The sequence below is a fragment of the Deltaproteobacteria bacterium genome (genome assembly GCA_016178705.1).
In the GTDB taxonomy this organism is placed as follows: Bacteria; Desulfobacterota; Binatia; order HRBIN30; family JACQVA1; genus JACOST01.
In genome coordinates this window covers 792735-809005 of the sequence record JACOST010000028.1, presented here as the reverse complement: position 1 = coordinate 809005, position 16271 = coordinate 792735, and the positions used below count along the sequence as shown (strand labels likewise).

Genomic DNA, 16271 nt, shown 5'->3' with positions numbered 1-16271 from the left:
CTGGGCGTGTCTATTGGGCAATCGATTTCCTTGGGAGGCGCGTAAGCTGCATTCGGATTTCCAACAACGGCGGGACAAGCTTGTTCGACGCTTCCGAGAATTGCGGGGAGTCTAAGACGCCGAGCGAGGTTACGTTTCTTCCCATGCTGCTCGCGCTGGTGTTTCGCGATGTGCCGGTCCACTTCCTCAGCACAGAGAGAACGGGCTTTGTGATGTTGCCGAACAGTTCAAACTCGTGCGGCCGCCAGGATCGTCTTCGAGCAAATATGAAGAGCACCGACTACTTGGGTCTGATTGATTTCGTCCTGCAACGTGCCGCGGTTGCGGTCCGTACCCGGTTTGGTGTCGAGCAAGCCTACACCCAGTTCCTCACCGCTCCCGCCCGTGCCGGTGATCTTCGCCGCGGGTTTGCGCCAGTACGCGCGTTTACTTGTGCGCCACGATCTTCACACTCATCACGCTTTCAAGAACGCACTCGGCGTCCTGTGTTGTGAATCCGTCCTTCGCGAGAGCCGCAAGAATCTCGGGGCTCTGCAGGTCAAGCAGGCCCCCGAACGAATGTTCCGCGACCACCTCCACCATCCGAAATCCCGCATTGGTGATGGCCGCGAGGTAGTCATCGCGCTGCATGGCGCCGGCGACGCAGCCGACATAGGCCTCCACGCTTTTGAAGAGCCCGCGCGGCAGTGGTGCGCTGAGCACTAAGTCGGATATCGCCAGTCGTCCCTTCGGACGCAGCACTCGAAACGCCTCTTGGAAGACGCGGGTCTTCTCTGGCGAGAGATTGATGACACAGTTCGAGATAACCACGTCGACGCTCGCGTCATTGACCGGAAGCGCTTCGATGTAACCCTGGCGGAACTCGACATTGCCAACGCCCGCAGCGCGAGCGTTCGCTTCGGCCCGCGCCAGCATTTCCGGCGTCATGTCGACGCCAATGACCCGACCCGTGGCGCCTACAGCCTGCGCGGCGAGGAGAATATCGAAACCGGCGCCCGAGCCGAGGTCGAGCACGGTTTCACCCGGCTGCACCTGAGCGAAGGCGAGTGGATTCCCGCAACCAAGCCCGAGGTTCGCTCCGCTTGGGACCGCGTGGAGGTCGTCGTTCGAGTAGCCGATGTGTCGGGCGATCACCTCGGCGTTGACGGCGGCCGCACCACAGCGCTGGCCCGTGTTGCGGGCGATTTCGGCGTAGCCTTCCCGGACCATGCCGCGCACGGCATCGGCGCTCTTCTGGTCTTCAATCGTCATTGCGTTGCTCCTTCTTTCTTGGCGGCTCGCTCTGCGCGAAACGCGCGCCGCTGCTGCTCCAAGGTTGAACTGTCGGTGGCCAAGAAGCGTGCTACTGCTCTGGCGTATTGCTCCGGCTCTTCTTGAAAGGGCATGTGCGCTGAGTGGTCGAGATACTCCACACCAACGACTCCTGGAATGTCACCCGCGAGTCGCTCGGCGATCGCCGGGCCGAAATTCGTGTCCTGCTTCCCCCACAGGATGAGTGTCGGCTTCTCGAACCGTCGAAGCCCCTCCACCGCATCCATCGTCACGCGGTTGTGCTCGGGATCGAGCTGCCAGCGAAAAAATCGCTGCAGCCGGGCCCAGCGTTCCGGCGTCGCAATGTGAGCCCGCGTATACGCGTAGAGCACCTCGTCGGTGAACGCGTCCTTCTGATGCACCGCGACGCCGAACACTTCGCGCTGCACCCAGGTAAAGCGGAGTGCGAAGCGGAACAGGGGGCTCGCCCATGGGCTCACGACCTGCTTCAGATATGGTATCTCAGGTTTGCTCGGCCACTGGTCATAGGCCTCGGCGTTCGTGATGACAGCGCGTCGAATCCGTTCCGGATGGTCTCGCATGAGCAGTTGCAGCGTGGCCGCGCCATGGTCGGCCGCGACGAAGTCGGCCTCCCTGATGCCGAGGGCGTCGAGGAATCCGATGACCATTGCCACGTCGTTGGGGAGCCGGTAGTCGTCGGTCAGTCGCACCTGCGTGTCCCCCAAGCCGAGTAAGTCCGGCGCCAGGACGTGATACTTCTCTCGGAGTCGCGGAATGAGATCGCGCCATTGGAAGGAGTGGAACGGGCAACCGTGGAGCAGGACCACCGGCGGGCCCTGTCCCTCATCGATGTAGGCGACCCGCCATGGGCTGACCTCGATGTAGCGCTTGTGTCGGGAGAACTCTTCCAGCGCCGGCTCGTTCGGTTCAAGAGCGAACCCCGCTCTGTCGACGCTCGATCCACCGTACAAGGAGACCGCCAGGATCCCCCCAAGGACCAGCGCGATCACGATTGCCGTGTAGGTCTTCCGCATTGCCTTCCTCCTTTGCGTCGTTCCAACCATCAGGCCCGATGTCGGGACCGCGATTCATCTGCGTATATGCACACCCATGCATGTGTATGGACCAAAAGAACGAAAATCGGCTTGCTCACTTGCCGGGGCAACACAGTGGAACGAGCGCCTTGAAACGCTCCAGCACGTCCTCGATCTGAGCCACCACCGCTGGCCCATCCATTTCGAAGAAGACGTTGCGGCCCACTTTCTCTCTCCGCACGAAGCCGGCGTGGTGAAGTTGCGCGAGGTGGCGGGAGACAACCGAGCGGTCTTGCGGAACACGGGCGGCTATCGTGGCGATGTCCGACCGTCCCCGCTCGGTCAGCAGCTTGAGGATCTCGACGCGAACCGGCTCGCAGAGCGCCCGGAAGACTTTCGACTCCAAGATGCCATCGAGATCGCGGGCCGCCTTCTTACGAGTCTTTGCGGACGCCGCCGCTCGGGTTTTAGAAGCATCCATGCGCATGGATGCACGTATAGGACGCCAGCATCGCACTGTCAATGCTGGCTGCCCACTTATGTCGCGTGCCCGGCTCTCGGTCGGCCGCCGCTCTCGCCGCGCCGGGGAGCAGTCGCCGATCCCTATTCCACCGATCGGAATTTCGGCAACGTCACGTGCTCGATGATGTCCTCGAACATCACGCGCACGGGCATGCCGATGGTGATGTCGTGCGGTTTTACGCCGACCAGATTCGAGGTGATCTTGGCGCCTTCGGCGAGCTTCACCACCACCACCGCGTACGGGACCTCGGTCGCGAAACCGGGATGGTAGATCTGATGCATGACGTTGAAGCTGAAGACCTCGCCCTCGCCGGACACCTTCACCCAGCTCGATTCGGGAGACAGGCAGTGCGAGCAGATCCCTCGCGCCGGAAATCGGTGCGCACCGCAGCCGCTGCAGTGTTGCACAACCAACTCGTGTCGCTTGGCGGCGTCGTAGAACGGCCGCATCTCAGGCGTGATGACGGGAATGGGTTTCGTGTACGCGGACATGTGTCCCTGGTCTCTGGTTTCGGGTCTGTGGTTTGTTGTTTGTGGTTAGGGCTCGTTGGCCAGCACCAGTGTTGAGTGGGTGGAGAGAATACCACCGTTGCCGCTGACGAGTGCCACCTTGGCGTCGGGCACTTGGCGCGCGCCGCCGTCGCCGCGGATTTGAATCACGCCTTCGGACACCGGTGTCATGCCCCACATGTAGAACGACGACAGTTGACCGCCGCCAGTGTTCACCGGCAGCGCACCACCGGGCGCGAGCTTGCCGTCGGCGGCGAAGGGACCGCCTTCGCCCTTCTTGCAGAAGCCGTAGTCCTCCAAGCACACCAGTACGGTGAACGTGTAGCAGTCGTAGAGTTCGACGACGTCGATGTCACCCAACGTGATGCCGGCCATTGTGAACGCTTGCTCTTTAGCGAGCGGCGCGCCGGAAGTGAGGGTTTCCGACGGATCGCCGCCGGGATGGCCTTGTCCCATGCCCCAGATGTAGACCGGTGGCCGCTTGAGATCGCGTGCGCGCTCCGCCGAGGTCACGATCACCGCGACGCCGCCGTTGGAAACCAGGCAGCAGTCGAATAGGCGAAACGGTTCGACGATCCAGCGCGAGCGACGGTAGTCGTCGAGAGTCATCGGCGTGTCGTAGAACTGCGCCTGCGGATTCTTGTTGGCCCACTGTCGTTCAGCGACCGCGATGGCACCGAGGTGATCGTTGGTGGTGCCGTAGAGATGCATGTGGCGTTGCGCCACCAGCGCATACATCGCATTGACGCCGAACTGGCCATAGGCGGCCTCGAGGCCGCGGCCGAAGGCGTACGCCGCCGCCGAGCCGCTACTCTTGCCTTCGGCTTTGGGCGCCGGTGGTTTCAGCGGCGCGTCGGAGAACACGCAGGCGACGGTCGTCGCCATGCCGGTGGCGATCGCTTCGACGGCTTGATGAATCATCGCGCCGGCCGTCGCGCCGCCCGCGTTCATCGTGTGCGCCAACCGGAGGTTGTGCAGCCCCATCGCTTGCTGCAGGCCGAACGCGCCCATGCCACCGTCGGTCCAGCTCAGCCCCGGATTGAGCAACACGCCGTCGAGATCGGCGCGCGTCAGCCCGGCATCGTCGAGCGCCAGCTTGATCGCTTCGATGGCGAAGCCGACTTGGTTGTGCTCGTAGACTTTCCCTTGCTTGGTAATCCCGAGCCCAGCGATGGCGGTCGCACTCTTCAGACGCATCAGATCATCCTTACCACACAGCGCGTTGTCACGACTCACGAGTCACGGCAGTGCGGCGATGGCAGTGAAGATCTGCTCAGGTTCGACGCGGACGCGCAGGTCGTCCGACTCGAACGTCCAGCGCACGATGCCGCTCTTGTCGACCAGGATTTGGGTGGGGAACGCAATGTCGTGACCCTCGTGGCCGTTGCGATGGCGGATGTTCAACCGATCGAGCACCTCGCCCTTGGAATCCGAGAGGAACGTGAAGTCACAGTGCAAGCGCTGCCGCAGCGCTTCCGACGCGTCCGGCTCGTCGACGCTGACCGCAAACAGTTTCACCCCCTGCTGCTCGATCTGTCCGTAGTATTTTGTGAGCTGCCCGAGCTCAGCACGGCAGAAGGGTCACCAATCGCCACGATAGAAGATGTACAACGCCGCGCTCTGGCCCTTGAGTTCGGCGGATGAGAACGGGTGCTTGGTGGAAGTCGTCAGCGTGAAATCGGGAAAGGGATCGCCTGGTCGCAGCGCAAGCTGGCCGTGATCGAGCCTAGTCGTGAACAGTGTGACCATCAGGAACCCGACCGTCACCAATCCGGTGAGACCAACGGTGGCGTAGCGTAGGATGCCGCGGCGGCGACTGCCGAGCGCGAGCGCGACCGACGCGAGCATCGCGCCGTAAATCGGCCACGGGTACTTCCAATAGATCAGCAGCGCCGGGGTCAGCGCGTAGACCGCGATAGCCCCGACCAAGACGGCGATGGACACCAGCAACATCGCCGCGACAGTAAGCGGGCGCGGCGGTTAGGTCAACTCGCTGATGGCAGATGGCGGATGAGCTGGTGGCTGATAGCAGATGGCTGATGGTAGGTCGGGCAGATCGAGATCTTCTCCGACCTCAAGCCATCGGCCATCGGCGATGCGTGCCACAGCCATTGACGCCCTCGACCCCCCATGGTCTGTTCCCGCCCGCGGAGGTTCTCTCATGCCCCACCAGCGCGTTGGTGACATCGGACTATTTTACGAGCTACACGATTTCTGCGAGCCGTGGCGCGCTGGGCGTGCGCCGATCGTGTTCATTCACGGACTCGGCGGCAGCCACGCGATGTGGCTGTATCAGGTGCTCGCGTTTGCGGATCGCTTTCCGGTGATCACGGTCGACTTGCGTGCCCATGGTGAGTCGACCGGTGGTGACACCGACTTCACCATCGCCGACATGGCGCGCGACATAGTCCGCTTGCTCCGCGCCCAGGGCGTCGAACGCGCGCACATCGGCGGCCTGTCGCTCGGTGGCATGGTGGCGCAACAGCTCGCGCTCGATTTCCCGCTCGCCGCCGCCAGCCTTGTGCTTGCGGACACCTTGGCCGCAGCGCCGGTCGGTTTCGAGAGTGTGGGGCGCGAGGCGCTCCAGTTCATCGAAGACAACTCGATGGGGGTGATCGCGAAGGCGCGCATCACCAACGCGTTCTCCGAACGCGTCGACCCGGTGATGCGCGACTACTTCATCGATCAAGTGGCTCGCAACGACAAAGCGGTGTACGTACGCGCCGCGCGCGCCGCGATGACCTTCGCCGCACGCGACCGCCTGGGCGAGATCACCGTGCCAACGTTGGTGATCGTTGGCGACGAGGATCGGGTCACGCCGCCGATTTGTTCCGAGGAACTCGCCGCCGGCATCCGCGGCGCGCGTCTCGTTCGCATCCCGCGCGCCGGCCACATCACCAACGTCGAATTTCCGCACGAGTTCAATGCGGCGGTGAAAGAGTTTCTGCTACCGATGTGAGATCGTGAAACGTGAGTCGTGAGTCGGAGGAATACACTCCGAGTACGCCCTCACGATTCACGTCTCACGATTCACGAGGTCAGCCCTTCGGCAGGCCCAGCATGCGTTGCGCAAGGATGTTGAGCTGCACTTCCGACGTGCCACCGGCGATGCCGTTGGATTGGGCGTAGAGATAGGTCGTCGCCCAGCGGCCACCGGCGAGCGCGTGCGCGTCGCCCGACAGGAGCTGGCCGTGGACCCCTTCGGCGGCCACGGCCACCTGTTGCAAGTGCTGCGAGATGCGCGTCCAGAATTCCTTCACCAAACTCGATTCGGGTCCGGGTAATTCGCCGCGATCGAGACGGGTGATCGTTTTCAAATTCATCAAGCCCATGATTTCGACGTTGATGAACGCCTTGACCGCTTCGTCGCGCACCGATGCGGAGACGGGCTGTCCGCCCGCGGCACGCTCGCGGATCAATTCGACGAGTTGATCCACCCAGATCTTCTGCTTCACCTGTTCCTTGAAACAGAAGGCAGTGCCACGCTCGTGCGCGAGGGTGTGCATCGAGACGTGCCAGCCCTCGTTCTCGCCGCCGATCAGGTACGAGCGCGGCACGAACACGTTGTCCATGAAGACTTCGTTGAACTCGGCGCCGCCGGTCATCTGCCGCAGCGGGCGGATCTCGATGCCCGGCGCTTCCATGTCGACGATCAGATAGCTCAGGCCCTTGTGCTTGGGTGCGTCCTGATCGGTGCGCGCCAAACAGATCGCCCACTTGGAAAACTGCGCGTAGCTGGTCCAGACCTTTTGGCCGCTGACGCGGTACCCGTCGCCGTCGCGCTCCGCTTTGGTGCGCACCGACGCGAGATCGGAACCGGCACCCGGCTCGCTGAAGAGCTGGCACCAAATTTCGTCCGCCGAGAGAATCTTCGGCATGAACCGGTGCTTCTGTTCTTCGCTGCCGAACATGATCAGCGTCGGCCCGACGTTGTTGACGCCAACTTTGTTGATCAGCTCGGGCGCGCGCAGGCGGGCCATTTCTTGGTTGTAGATTGCCTGTTCGACTAGCGTCGCGCCCTGTCCGCCGTATTCCTTCGGCCACGCGAGGCCGACCCAACCGGCGCGGTAGAGTTGGCCCTGCCAATCACGCATGAACGCGACTTCATCTTCGTAGGTAGCGAATGGCGGAAACGCATCGCTGCCCCAACCGCGCGGCAGGTTCTCTTTCAGCCAGCGGCGCAGCCGCAAGCGAAAGGTTTCTTGTTCGGGAGTGTAGGAAAGGTCCATGGGATCGCTTATGGCAGATGGCCTATCGCTGATGGCGCATGGTCAATCGGTGGATGCTGCCCGACGATAGGCTATCTGCCATCAGCCGTTGATCACGTCCATGCGATGGCTTGAATCTCCGTGTACTCGTTGACGCCCCACCAGCCGCCTTCGCGGCCGATGCCGCTGTCTTTGAAGCCGCCGAACGGGAGGTGAATCAAGCTGACGGCGCCGTTGATGTTCAACGTGCCGGTACGGATGCGCTTGGCCATCGCGATCACCTTGGCGCGGTCGGCGCTGTAGATCGCGCCGCCGAGGCCGTAGGGCGAATCATTGGCGATGCGGATGGCGTCGTCCTCGTCTTTGAACGGCATAACCGACAACACCGGGCCGAAGATTTCTTCACGCGCGATCCGCATGTCGTTGCGTACGCCGCCGAAGATCGTCGGTTGCAAGAAGTAACCCTTCGGCAGATCCGCCGGCCGCCCGCCGCCGGTGGCGAGCACAGCGCCCTGTTGCTTGCCGGACTCGATGTACTCCTCGATCTTCGCGCGCCGTTCTGCGCGAATCACCGGGCCGAGCATCACCGTGGGATCGGCCGGGTCGCCGATCTTCACAATCATGTTGACGAAGTTCGCCAGGCGCTCGACCACCGCGTCGTGCTTGCTGGCCGGCACCATCACCCGCGTACACATCGCGCAGCCTTGCCCGGCGTGGAAGAAACTCGGACCGGAAGTGTATGGGGCCACCAAGTCGAGATCGGCGTCATCGAGAACGATCGCCGCCGACTTGCCGCCCAACTCCAAGTGCACCCGCTTCAACGTGCCGGCGGCGGCGGCCATGATCCGCTTTCCAGTCGCGACGCTGCCGGTGTAACTAATCTTGTCGACCAACGGACTCTCGACCAGCAACGCACCGAGGTCGGGACTCTCGCCGGTCACGACGTTGAAGACACCCTTGGGCAGATCGCACTCTTCGATGATCTCGGCGAGGGCGAGATCGATCAGCGGCATGTACGGCGAGGGTTTGAAGATCATCGTGCAGCCGGCGGCCAATGCCGGACCGAGTTTTTGCACGCTCACGAAGAGCGGAAAGTTCCAGGTCGGGATCATGCCGCAGACACCCACCGGTTGGTGGTAGGCCATGGCGCTGACGGCCTGAGCGCCCATCGGGCTCTGTGTGATGATGGTCGGCAGCATCTTCTCGAACTCGAACGACAGCGCGAGGTCGGCGTAGTTCGCCAGCAACTCGAACGGCAGGTCGAGTTGAATTGGATGCGAGACGTATTCCGCGGCGGCGGCGATGATGAGCAACTGGCGCAGGTCTTCCTTGCGCTTCTCCATTCCGTCGATGATGCGGCGAATCATCTTGGCGCGATCATGCCGGCTGGTGCGCGGCCACGGCCCGTCGTCGAACGCGCGCCGGGCGGCGGCGATGGCGCGTTCCATGTCGGCGCGCGTGGCGTTGGGAACGCGCGCTACGATCGCTTCGGTGGCCGGATTCGGCAGATCGTAGGTGGCGCCGTTGCTGGCGTCGCACCATGCGCCGTCTATGTACATGCGATAGGTTGGCGGCGTCCCGCGCGCTTGGGCTGACGACATGCTCGTACTCCTCAGGCGAAAGTGGCGCCTTCCTAGCACGACTGCGCGTCAATAGTTAACAGGGGTTCGAAGAGAAAAAGCGCCGTGCTTCGTTAGGCTGTGGTCAGATTGTTGCGCCCGCGACGTGCGCGCGCCGCATGTGGCAATTGGGTGAGCTGCCGCGCCACTTGCAGAAGATCGCCGAGATCGAACGGCTTGGCTAGACAGGTGTCGGCGCCGCGCTTGAGCACGAACTGGGTCGTCGCCGGGTCGCTGTGCGCGGAGATCACGAGGATCTTGACCGTCGGCGGTGTCTGCGGCTTGGGCAGCGTGCCGAGTGGCCGCGCGCGGATCTGACGCAGCACTTCGAATCCGTTCATGCCCGGCATGTACAGGTCGAGCACGACCAAATCGAAGCGCGTGCGCGCCAGCCGGTCCATCACTTCGCTGCCATCGTCGCAGGTGCTGACCTCGTAACCCTCACCGGCGAGCGCGTGTTCGATCACCAGCCGAATCGACGGGTCATCATCGACAACGAGAACGTGTTTGATCACCGAAACGACTCACAGGCACAGCCAATCGCGGCACGTGAGAAGAGGGCCTCGCCGCCAGGGAGAGTGGCGGCGAGACCCTCACGGGAGGAAGCTACAAAAGTTGTCGACCTTTGCAGCGTGGCATACCTCAGAACGTGTAAATCAACTCGGTCGCGATCGTGTCCTGACCGCGAGCCATGTGGTCGCTCGTCGGGAAGACTTGCTTGTCCGCCTCGTCGTGCCGGTACTCGTTGCGCCACCAGAGTCCGTCGGCGATTCGGTAGCTGACGGTGGGCGTGACTTCCCAATAGGTGGCGCCAGGGCCGTAGCCGGGTTGCTGAACCAGCGTGCGGACGCCATCCGGATCGTCGAAGACTTCACTGCGGAACGAGAGCTGCAACTCATCGAGCGGCGCATAGACAATGTAACCCGCGACGCCTTGCCATTCCGCGTTGCCCGGCGCGCCATAGAGCGCCGTGGTGGAGGTCGCGTTCGGTAGGCCCGAACTGGTCAATGACACGTTGCTCTCATTGCCGTAGTTGTAGTCGGCAATCAGAGTCAACTGATCGGTGGCCTTGACGGTGAACAACGTCGTGGCCAGGAAGCGCTTGGAACCCGAGCGGTCGTTCTGCTCCGGTCCGTACATGATCGTGGTGTACCACGAGAAGCGGGGATCAGGCGCGACCGTGATGCCGCCATGGAAGCTCTTGCCGTTGTTGTTGTCGGAGACGTCGTCCCAGCCGTTCACCAACCCGAGGTCGACACTGAGCTGGTCGTTGAACGCATAGCTGCCCATGATGCCGGTGTGCGTGAACGGAATCGCGAAGCCGAACAAAATCGAGTTGCTGATGTTGTAGTTGATGTTGTTGTACGACTTGATGATCTCCGCGCCCGCCAGCGTGACGAAGCGACCGACCTTCAAGTTCAGGCCGCTGCCGACCGGAACCTTGTAGGTGATGTAGAACTGACGCGCATCGAAGAAGTCCGTGCCGTTGCCGGTGACGGGTGCGCCCGAGCTGTCGTGTTTGCCGAAGAACGTGGTGTTGTTGACCACGTCCGCGGTCTTGCCGAAGTCCATATCGAAGACGAAGCCGACCCCCTTCTCCGACTGCCGCTCGACGTGCAGGTTGGCAAGATTGAGCAGGAAGCTGTTCTTCTCGTTATCGAACAGAGTCAAAAACGGCCCGCCGCTGTCGGGGGCATTGATGTCGTAGGTATAGTCGACCGCGATCAAGCCGTGGAACTTGATGCCGTAGTCGTCGACGGCAGTCTTGCTCCCGTCGCCGACTTTCTTCTCGAGCGCGTCGACGCGCTCCTGCAGCGTTTGCGCGCCCGCGACCGTGCCGTTGGCAACGAGCGCCAGGCCCGCCCAACCTGCCATGACCGCGACCAGACGTACCGTAGTGTGCCTTCTCATAATTGTCCCCTCCTTATGATGTGCAGACTGCTGCCTGCGTTTGTGAGAATTCCAAGCAGAGCAACGCCGGTGCCACGAGCCGCCTGAAGGCCGTGAGTTTGCGCCGCACGGGGGGCGGACCTGCGCCGGGCGTAGTTATGCCCAGATGTTGGGCGCCGCCCAAAAAACCGGCAGCGCCCGCCGCGGTGCCTACGATGACAGTTGCTCGTGGCGCCACGTGCCGGCGGCGAGCCAGCGCACGTAGGCCGCCAGGGCTTGCAGGTCTTCTTCCGGAACGAATCGCTTGTACTCGGGCATCCGAACGCGCTGGCGTTTGAAGAAAAAACCCCCGAGGCCGCTGCCCCCGATGCGCGGCAACGCGCCGTCGCGCAACCAGGTCATCAGCTCGTCGTCGTCGTGCACCAACTCGTGGAAATCCTCACCGAGAAAACCGGGAATGTATCCCTTCAGCGAACCGGGGTTCGGCCGGCCGCCCATCCCCATCTCGCCGTGACAGGAAAAGCAACCAAGTTTGCCGGCGAGTTGCTCGCCGCTGACTACAATTGCATCCTTTGGACTCAACAGACCGGACACCACGCGCAGATACGCCACTAGGGCGTCGACGTCGCGATTGCTCACCCAGCCGCGGAACGCCGGCATCCGCAGCGCCTGCGCTGCCATCTCGTCGCGGTAGCTTTCACTCTGGAGGCGGCGTTGCGGGCCGCCATCGAGGATGTATTCGCGTAGCTCGGCGTCGCTCTTCACGAACATCATCAACGTTTGCTCGCCGAAGCCGGGCACGGTGTCGAACTTGCTGCCGTGATTGGGCACGTTGCCGCGGCCGTCGGGACCGTGGCAGTTGAAGCAACCCAGATTCAGTGCCACTTGGCGCCCACGTGCCGCCGGACTCTCCTCGCTGCTGAGCACGAAGTCGCGCACGATCGGGAACAGCAAGAAGCCGTTCTCGATGATCAGCACGAAGGCCAGCAGCCGGCCCCAACCGATGCGCCGCATCACTCTCTCTTCCGCTCGCTCTCCCGCGTGCGAATAAACCCGACCCGCCTTGACAACGCAATGGCGCATCGGCGTAGATGGTCGCGTTTCGCGGCTGAACAGGAGGAACGGATGCGCAGTTGGGTGATTGGAGCGACGGCGATAGCGACGCTGGTCGCTTCCCGGGTCGCGGCACAGGACACCGGCCGCCTGCCCGCTCTGCTACGCGCCGTCGAGGAGGAATCGCGTGTCACCGCGCTAGTGCGCGCCGACGGCGAGCTGACCGTCGCCTCGCCGGAGGAAACCCATCGCTTTCCCGCCATCCTGATCTACCGGCCGGGCACCGTCGGCACTGATCTCTACGTCGAGTTGGGCAACGACGGCGGCAAGGCGCTCATCTTGAACGACGGCACGCAAGCGTTCCGTCTCGCCAAGGGCGCCACGCAGGCGCAACCCTTTCCAGCCGACGCGACGCTCGCGGACAGCGAGTTCGCGCGCGAGGATCTGCAACCGCTGCGGATCGCGAACTTCGCCGACACTCGCATCAGCGATGAGGGGGCCGGCCGCATGACCGTTTCAATCGCCCCGAAGGCTTCGCCCTACTGTTTGCTGGTGGTCACTTTCGATACCGAGCGGAACATTCCCCTCAAGGTCATGTACTACCAACAGACGCCCAACAATCTGGTGAAGATGCAACGCAACAGCGATCAGGTGTTGGTTGGCCGCAAGTGGCTGCCGACCACGGTGACGATGGAAGATTTCAAGATGCGGACGATGAGCACGCTGACCCTGAAGTGGAGTCAGCCCCCGAGCGTTTCGCCTGAGCGGTTCGATCCGGCGCTCCTGGCGAAGACAGTAGGCGGAAGATAGTAAGTAGTAGGCAGACGGTAGTAGGCAGTTAGGCAGTGGGAGCCGGACGACTTACCACTCACGAGTCACGACTCACCATTCACGAATCACGCCTCCGTCACACGGAGATCGTCTTCCAACGTCCGCTGCGGAAGCGCCACGATTTCAGTGCGGCGCGCGCAACGTAGTCGCCGATTAGTGCCGCCCACACCCATTTCAGCGACAGGTGCAGTACGGACGACGCGAGGTACGCGCATCCCAACCGGCAACCGTAGAATGCGACCAGCACCGTGATGAGCGGGAAGCGCGTATCGCCGGCACCGCGTAAGGCGCCGCCGATGGTGAAATCGACCGCCATCAGCGGCTGCGCCGCGGCGAGCATGTAGATGAACCACACCGTGCCGTCGACGACTGCCGGATCGTCGACGAACACGCGGGCAATGTGCGTGGCGCTCATGAAGATGATGACGCCGGTGACTGACATCATCGTCACCGACATGCGGTTGGCCATCCATCCGGCTTGCTCGGCGCGAGTGGGATTGCGCGCGCCGAGATTTTGCCCGACCAGCGCGCCAGCCGCGGCGGCAAAGCCGAAGCCCGGCAGAAACGACAATGCCAAGATGCGGACGCCGATGAAATACGCCGCCACCGCGCTGGTCCCGTAGCGGGCCGCGAAGATCAGGTAGATGAAGAAGCCGAACTGCATCAGCATCTGCTCGGCCGCGGCGGGATAGCCGATGCTGAGGACGCGCCGCACGGTGTGCAGGTGCGGCCGCAGGTGCGCCGCAACCAGCCGCAACACCAACGTGCCGCGCGCCAACAGCACCAGGCCGAACGTGGCGCCGCTGGTGAACGCGACCGCCGTGGCGATCGCCGAACCGCGCACGCCGAGCGCGGGCAGGCCGAGTTTGCCGAAGATCAAGACGTAGTTGCCAGCGATGTTGATGATGTTCACGGTCAGACCGATGGCCAACGGTGTGCGCGTGTCGCCCGCGCCGCGCAGCGCCGACCCGATGACGAACAACACCGCGGAGGCGGGAATCGACAGCATCACCAAACGCACGAACGCGCCGCCGAGATCGACGACGCTCGCCTCCACGCCGAACGCGTGGACGATCGCGGGCGCCCACAAGATCACCGGCGTGATCATCACCAACGACAGCGCCACCGCCGTTACCACCGACTGCGCTAGCACGCGCCGCGCTTCATCGGGCTCGCCCGCACCGATATGCCGCGCCACCAGCGCCAAGGTGCCGGTGCCGACCGCGGTCATGGCGACGCTCACACCCGACAACACTTGCGCGCCGACCCCGACCGCGGCCACGGCTGCCGCCCCGAGTCGGCCGACCATCAACGTGTCGACCAGGCCGACCATCGACTCGAACAGAAAGGTGACGATCACCGGCCAGGCGAGGTTCCAGATCGTGCGCCGCAGTTCGGCGCGCGCCGTCGTGGCTACACTCGCCGCGTCGGCAGTGAGCGCCAGGGATGATGCATCGCCGTCCATGTTGAGAGTCGTCACGTCACCGGATTTGCCACTTCAAGTCAAGGTGGAATTCACAGCATTGGAATATTCATCGGCCGGCGGTGGGTGAAAGCGTAGAGCGTTGCCGGGCGGTGCGGGCCGCGGCGGACTTTTGGAAGCGCGCGCAGCAGCCCGGTGGCCAGCAGCTTCTTGCGGAAGTTGCGGCGATCGAGCGAGCGGCCGAGGATGACTTCATAAATCTCTTGCAACTGCCCCAAGGTGAACTCGCGCGGCAGCAAGCTGTAGACGATGTTGGTGTACGCCAGCTTCGCCCGCAGGCGATCAAGTGCGTAGCGCGCCACCGCGTTGTGGTCGTATGCGAGCGATGGCAGCGCCGTGACCGCGCGCCATTCGAGTCGTGCGTACTTCGGATGTGCCAGCGTGTCGCGGTCCTTGTGCGGCAGCAGCGCAAAGTACGCTACCGACACCACGTGCGCGTGGGGATCGCGCGTCGGAGAACCGAAGCTGCGCAACTGCTCGAGGTAGAGATCGCGTAACCCGGTTTTTTCGGACAGTTCGCGCGTCGCCGCCGCTTCGAGCGGTTCGCCAACGCTCACCAGGCCGCCCGGCAACGCCCAGCGACCGGTGAACGGCCCGTCCTTCAGTTTCACCAGCAGCGCCTTCAGTTCACCCTCGTCGATGGTGAAGATCACCACGTCGACGGCGACCCAGGGATGGTTCTGGCCGTGCGCGGACTTCATCGAGGCAGAGCTGCAGGGAGATCGGATTCAGGGACGACCCAACTGCCAACGGTCGGCCTACTGACTCAATTCGAGCATGCGACGCAGCGAACGCTCGGCGCCAGCGCGCACTGTTTCCTCCAGCACGACCTCGTATTGCATCCGTTCGAGCGCCTGCATCGTGCCCTCCAGCGTGATCATCTTCATGAACTGGCAGAGCTTGCACGCCTTGTAGAATTTCTTTTCGGGCACTTCGATCAGCAGACGGTCGGACAGCCCGCACTCAGTGACGACGAGAAAGTCGGTGGCGCTGCTTTCCTTGGCGTACTTCACCATCCCGCTCGTGCTCAGCACAGCGTCGGCCAACGCGACCACGTCGGCGCGACACTCGGGATGCACCAGCACCTTGAGGTTCGGCAGTGAGTCCTTCACCGCCTGGATGTTGGCCGGCGTGATCTGGTGATGGACGTAACAGTTACCATTCCACGAGATGACCGTCTTCGCGGTTTTGCTCTGTACGTACTGCCCGAGATGCTCGTCGGGTACGAACAGGATGTGCTGTGTCGGCAGGGCCTCGACGATCTGCACCGCGTTGGAAGAGGTGCAGCAAGCGTCGACCACGGCTTTGACCTCGGCGGTGGTGTTGACGTAGGCGACCGTCATGAGGTCCGGATAGAGTTTGCGCAGCTCGGTTTGGCGTTCGATCAATTCCTCGGCGTTCACGCTGTCAGCGAGTGAACAACCGGCGCGCATATCGGGGAGCAAAACGGTCTTCTCCGGATTGAGGATCTTCGCCGTCTCGGCCATGAAGTGGACGCCGCAGAACACGATGACGTTGGCGGTTACCCCGTTGGCTTGCCGCGCCAGCTCCAACGAATCGCCGACGAAGTCCGCCACCTCAAAAATCTCCGGGCGCTGGTAGTTGTGCGCCAGGACCACCGCGTTGCGCTCGGCCTTGAGCTGGCGGATGCGCGTCACCAACGCGGCGATGTCGCCGCAGGCGGCTTCGCTGTACATGCGCGGGGCGTTGAGTCGCGCGAACTGCTGTTGCAGCTCCTGCGCGGTGCGATCGATGGCGGGTTGCATTGGGGCTCCTTACTTTGCGTAGAAGATACGCATAGTCCTGCGCTACGTCAATCCCACGGCAGTTTGCGAGGGAATGCGTCGTC

General features: G+C 63.1%; 17 protein-coding genes. 2 read left to right on the top strand and 15 right to left on the bottom strand.

Annotation, left to right across the window (positions count from 1 at the left end; all coding sequences use genetic code 11):
* Nucleotides 1–426 precede the first annotated feature (426 nt).
* From arsM to HYR72_20615, 7 genes are all read right to left on the bottom strand, one after another.
* On the bottom strand, nt 427–1251 hold the full coding sequence (arsM, locus tag HYR72_20645; GenBank protein ID MBI1817390.1) for an arsenite methyltransferase: 825 nt from the start codon (nt 1249–1251) through the stop codon (nt 427–429).
* Nucleotides 1248–2306, bottom strand: a complete 1059-nt coding sequence (locus tag HYR72_20640) for an alpha/beta hydrolase (GenBank protein MBI1817389.1) — start codon at nt 2304–2306, stop codon at nt 1248–1250. The genes arsM and HYR72_20640 overlap by 4 nt, the downstream gene beginning before the upstream one ends.
* A gap of 115 nt (nt 2307–2421) precedes the next feature.
* The gene (locus tag HYR72_20635) at nt 2422–2787 is read right to left on the bottom strand and encodes a winged helix-turn-helix transcriptional regulator (GenBank protein ID MBI1817388.1); all 366 of its coding nucleotides are present in this window, start codon (nt 2785–2787) and stop codon (nt 2422–2424) included.
* Nucleotides 2788–2909: 122 nt separating this feature from the next.
* Nucleotides 2910–3320, bottom strand: a complete 411-nt coding sequence (locus HYR72_20630; protein MBI1817387.1) for a Zn-ribbon domain-containing OB-fold protein — start codon at nt 3318–3320, stop codon at nt 2910–2912.
* A gap of 45 nt (nt 3321–3365) precedes the next feature.
* Nucleotides 3366–4535, bottom strand: coding sequence for a thiolase family protein (locus tag HYR72_20625; GenBank protein ID MBI1817386.1), 1170 nt, complete (start codon nt 4533–4535; stop codon nt 3366–3368).
* Nucleotides 4536–4577: 42 nt separating this feature from the next.
* Nucleotides 4578–4871, bottom strand: a complete 294-nt coding sequence (locus tag HYR72_20620) for a redoxin domain-containing protein (GenBank protein MBI1817385.1) — start codon at nt 4869–4871, stop codon at nt 4578–4580.
* A 48-nt stretch (nt 4872–4919) separates the two neighbouring features.
* Nucleotides 4920–5291: a hypothetical protein gene (locus tag HYR72_20615; GenBank protein MBI1817384.1), complete on the bottom strand. Its 372-nt coding sequence runs from the start codon at nt 5289–5291 to the stop codon at nt 4920–4922.
* Between the two features lie 208 nt (nt 5292–5499).
* Here HYR72_20615 and HYR72_20610 point away from each other — a divergent pair, with 208 nt between their 5' ends.
* Nucleotides 5500–6297: an alpha/beta fold hydrolase gene (locus tag HYR72_20610; protein MBI1817383.1), complete on the top strand. Its 798-nt coding sequence runs from the start codon at nt 5500–5502 to the stop codon at nt 6295–6297.
* Nucleotides 6298–6376: 79 nt separating this feature from the next.
* Here the strand turns inward: HYR72_20610 and HYR72_20605 are convergent, their stop codons facing one another.
* The 5 genes from HYR72_20605 to HYR72_20585 all read right to left on the bottom strand — a co-directional run bounded on the left by HYR72_20605 (nt 6377) and on the right by HYR72_20585 (nt 12069).
* Nucleotides 6377–7567 (bottom strand): acyl-CoA dehydrogenase family protein, encoded by a 1191-nt coding sequence (locus tag HYR72_20605; protein MBI1817382.1) that lies wholly within the window; start codon nt 7565–7567, stop codon nt 6377–6379.
* 92 nt (nt 7568–7659) lie between these two features.
* The gene (locus tag HYR72_20600; protein ID MBI1817381.1) at nt 7660–9147 is read right to left on the bottom strand and encodes an aldehyde dehydrogenase family protein; all 1488 of its coding nucleotides are present in this window, start codon (nt 9145–9147) and stop codon (nt 7660–7662) included.
* 92 nt (nt 9148–9239) lie between these two features.
* Nucleotides 9240–9680, bottom strand: coding sequence for a response regulator (locus HYR72_20595; GenBank protein ID MBI1817380.1), 441 nt, complete (start codon nt 9678–9680; stop codon nt 9240–9242).
* A 127-nt stretch (nt 9681–9807) separates the two neighbouring features.
* Nucleotides 9808–11076, bottom strand: coding sequence for a porin (locus HYR72_20590; protein ID MBI1817379.1), 1269 nt, complete (start codon nt 11074–11076; stop codon nt 9808–9810).
* A gap of 189 nt (nt 11077–11265) precedes the next feature.
* Entirely contained in the window at nt 11266–12069 is an 804-nt protein-coding gene (locus HYR72_20585; protein ID MBI1817378.1) for a c-type cytochrome, read from the bottom strand.
* 111 nt (nt 12070–12180) lie between these two features.
* Here HYR72_20585 and HYR72_20580 point away from each other — a divergent pair, with 111 nt between their 5' ends.
* Nucleotides 12181–12918, top strand: coding sequence for an outer membrane lipoprotein-sorting protein (locus HYR72_20580; GenBank protein ID MBI1817377.1), 738 nt, complete (start codon nt 12181–12183; stop codon nt 12916–12918).
* Between the two features lie 97 nt (nt 12919–13015).
* Here the strand turns inward: HYR72_20580 and HYR72_20575 are convergent, their stop codons facing one another.
* Genes HYR72_20575 through nadA form a run of 3 tightly spaced genes read right to left on the bottom strand, consistent with a single transcriptional unit; the run spans nt 13016 to nt 16119 of the window.
* The gene (locus HYR72_20575; protein ID MBI1817376.1) at nt 13016–14419 is read right to left on the bottom strand and encodes an MATE family efflux transporter; all 1404 of its coding nucleotides are present in this window, start codon (nt 14417–14419) and stop codon (nt 13016–13018) included.
* A 35-nt stretch (nt 14420–14454) separates the two neighbouring features.
* Nucleotides 14455–15123: an NUDIX hydrolase gene (locus HYR72_20570; protein ID MBI1817375.1), complete on the bottom strand. Its 669-nt coding sequence runs from the start codon at nt 15121–15123 to the stop codon at nt 14455–14457.
* Nucleotides 15124–15180: 57 nt separating this feature from the next.
* Nucleotides 15181–16119: a quinolinate synthase NadA gene (nadA, locus tag HYR72_20565; GenBank protein ID MBI1817374.1), complete on the bottom strand. Its 939-nt coding sequence runs from the start codon at nt 16117–16119 to the stop codon at nt 15181–15183.
* Nucleotides 16120–16271: the final 152 nt, after the last annotated feature.

Bases quoted from the DNA above. Each gene is read 5' to 3' on its own strand.
- arsM (MBI1817390.1), bottom strand. From the start codon at position 1,251: ATGACGATTGAAGACCAGAAGAGCGCCGATGCCGTGCGCGGCATGGTC.
- HYR72_20640 (MBI1817389.1), bottom strand. From the start codon at position 2,306: ATGCGGAAGACCTACACGGCAATCGTGATCGCGCTGGTCCTTGGGGGG.
- HYR72_20635 (MBI1817388.1), bottom strand. From the start codon at position 2,787: ATGGATGCTTCTAAAACCCGAGCGGCGGCGTCCGCAAAGACTCGTAAG.
- HYR72_20630 (MBI1817387.1), bottom strand. From the start codon at position 3,320: ATGTCCGCGTACACGAAACCCATTCCCGTCATCACGCCTGAGATGCGG.
- HYR72_20625 (MBI1817386.1), bottom strand. From the start codon at position 4,535: ATGCGTCTGAAGAGTGCGACCGCCATCGCTGGGCTCGGGATTACCAAG.
- HYR72_20615 (MBI1817384.1), bottom strand. From the start codon at position 5,291: ATGTTGCTGGTGTCCATCGCCGTCTTGGTCGGGGCTATCGCGGTCTAC.
- HYR72_20610 (MBI1817383.1), top strand. From the start codon at position 5,500: ATGCCCCACCAGCGCGTTGGTGACATCGGACTATTTTACGAGCTACAC.
- HYR72_20605 (MBI1817382.1), bottom strand. From the start codon at position 7,567: ATGGACCTTTCCTACACTCCCGAACAAGAAACCTTTCGCTTGCGGCTG.
- HYR72_20600 (MBI1817381.1), bottom strand. From the start codon at position 9,147: ATGTCGTCAGCCCAAGCGCGCGGGACGCCGCCAACCTATCGCATGTAC.
- HYR72_20590 (MBI1817379.1), bottom strand. From the start codon at position 11,076: ATGAGAAGGCACACTACGGTACGTCTGGTCGCGGTCATGGCAGGTTGG.
- HYR72_20585 (MBI1817378.1), bottom strand. From the start codon at position 12,069: ATGCGGCGCATCGGTTGGGGCCGGCTGCTGGCCTTCGTGCTGATCATC.
- HYR72_20580 (MBI1817377.1), top strand. From the start codon at position 12,181: ATGCGCAGTTGGGTGATTGGAGCGACGGCGATAGCGACGCTGGTCGCT.
- HYR72_20570 (MBI1817375.1), bottom strand. From the start codon at position 15,123: ATGAAGTCCGCGCACGGCCAGAACCATCCCTGGGTCGCCGTCGACGTG.
- nadA (MBI1817374.1), bottom strand. From the start codon at position 16,119: ATGTACAGCGAAGCCGCCTGCGGCGACATCGCCGCGTTGGTGACGCGC.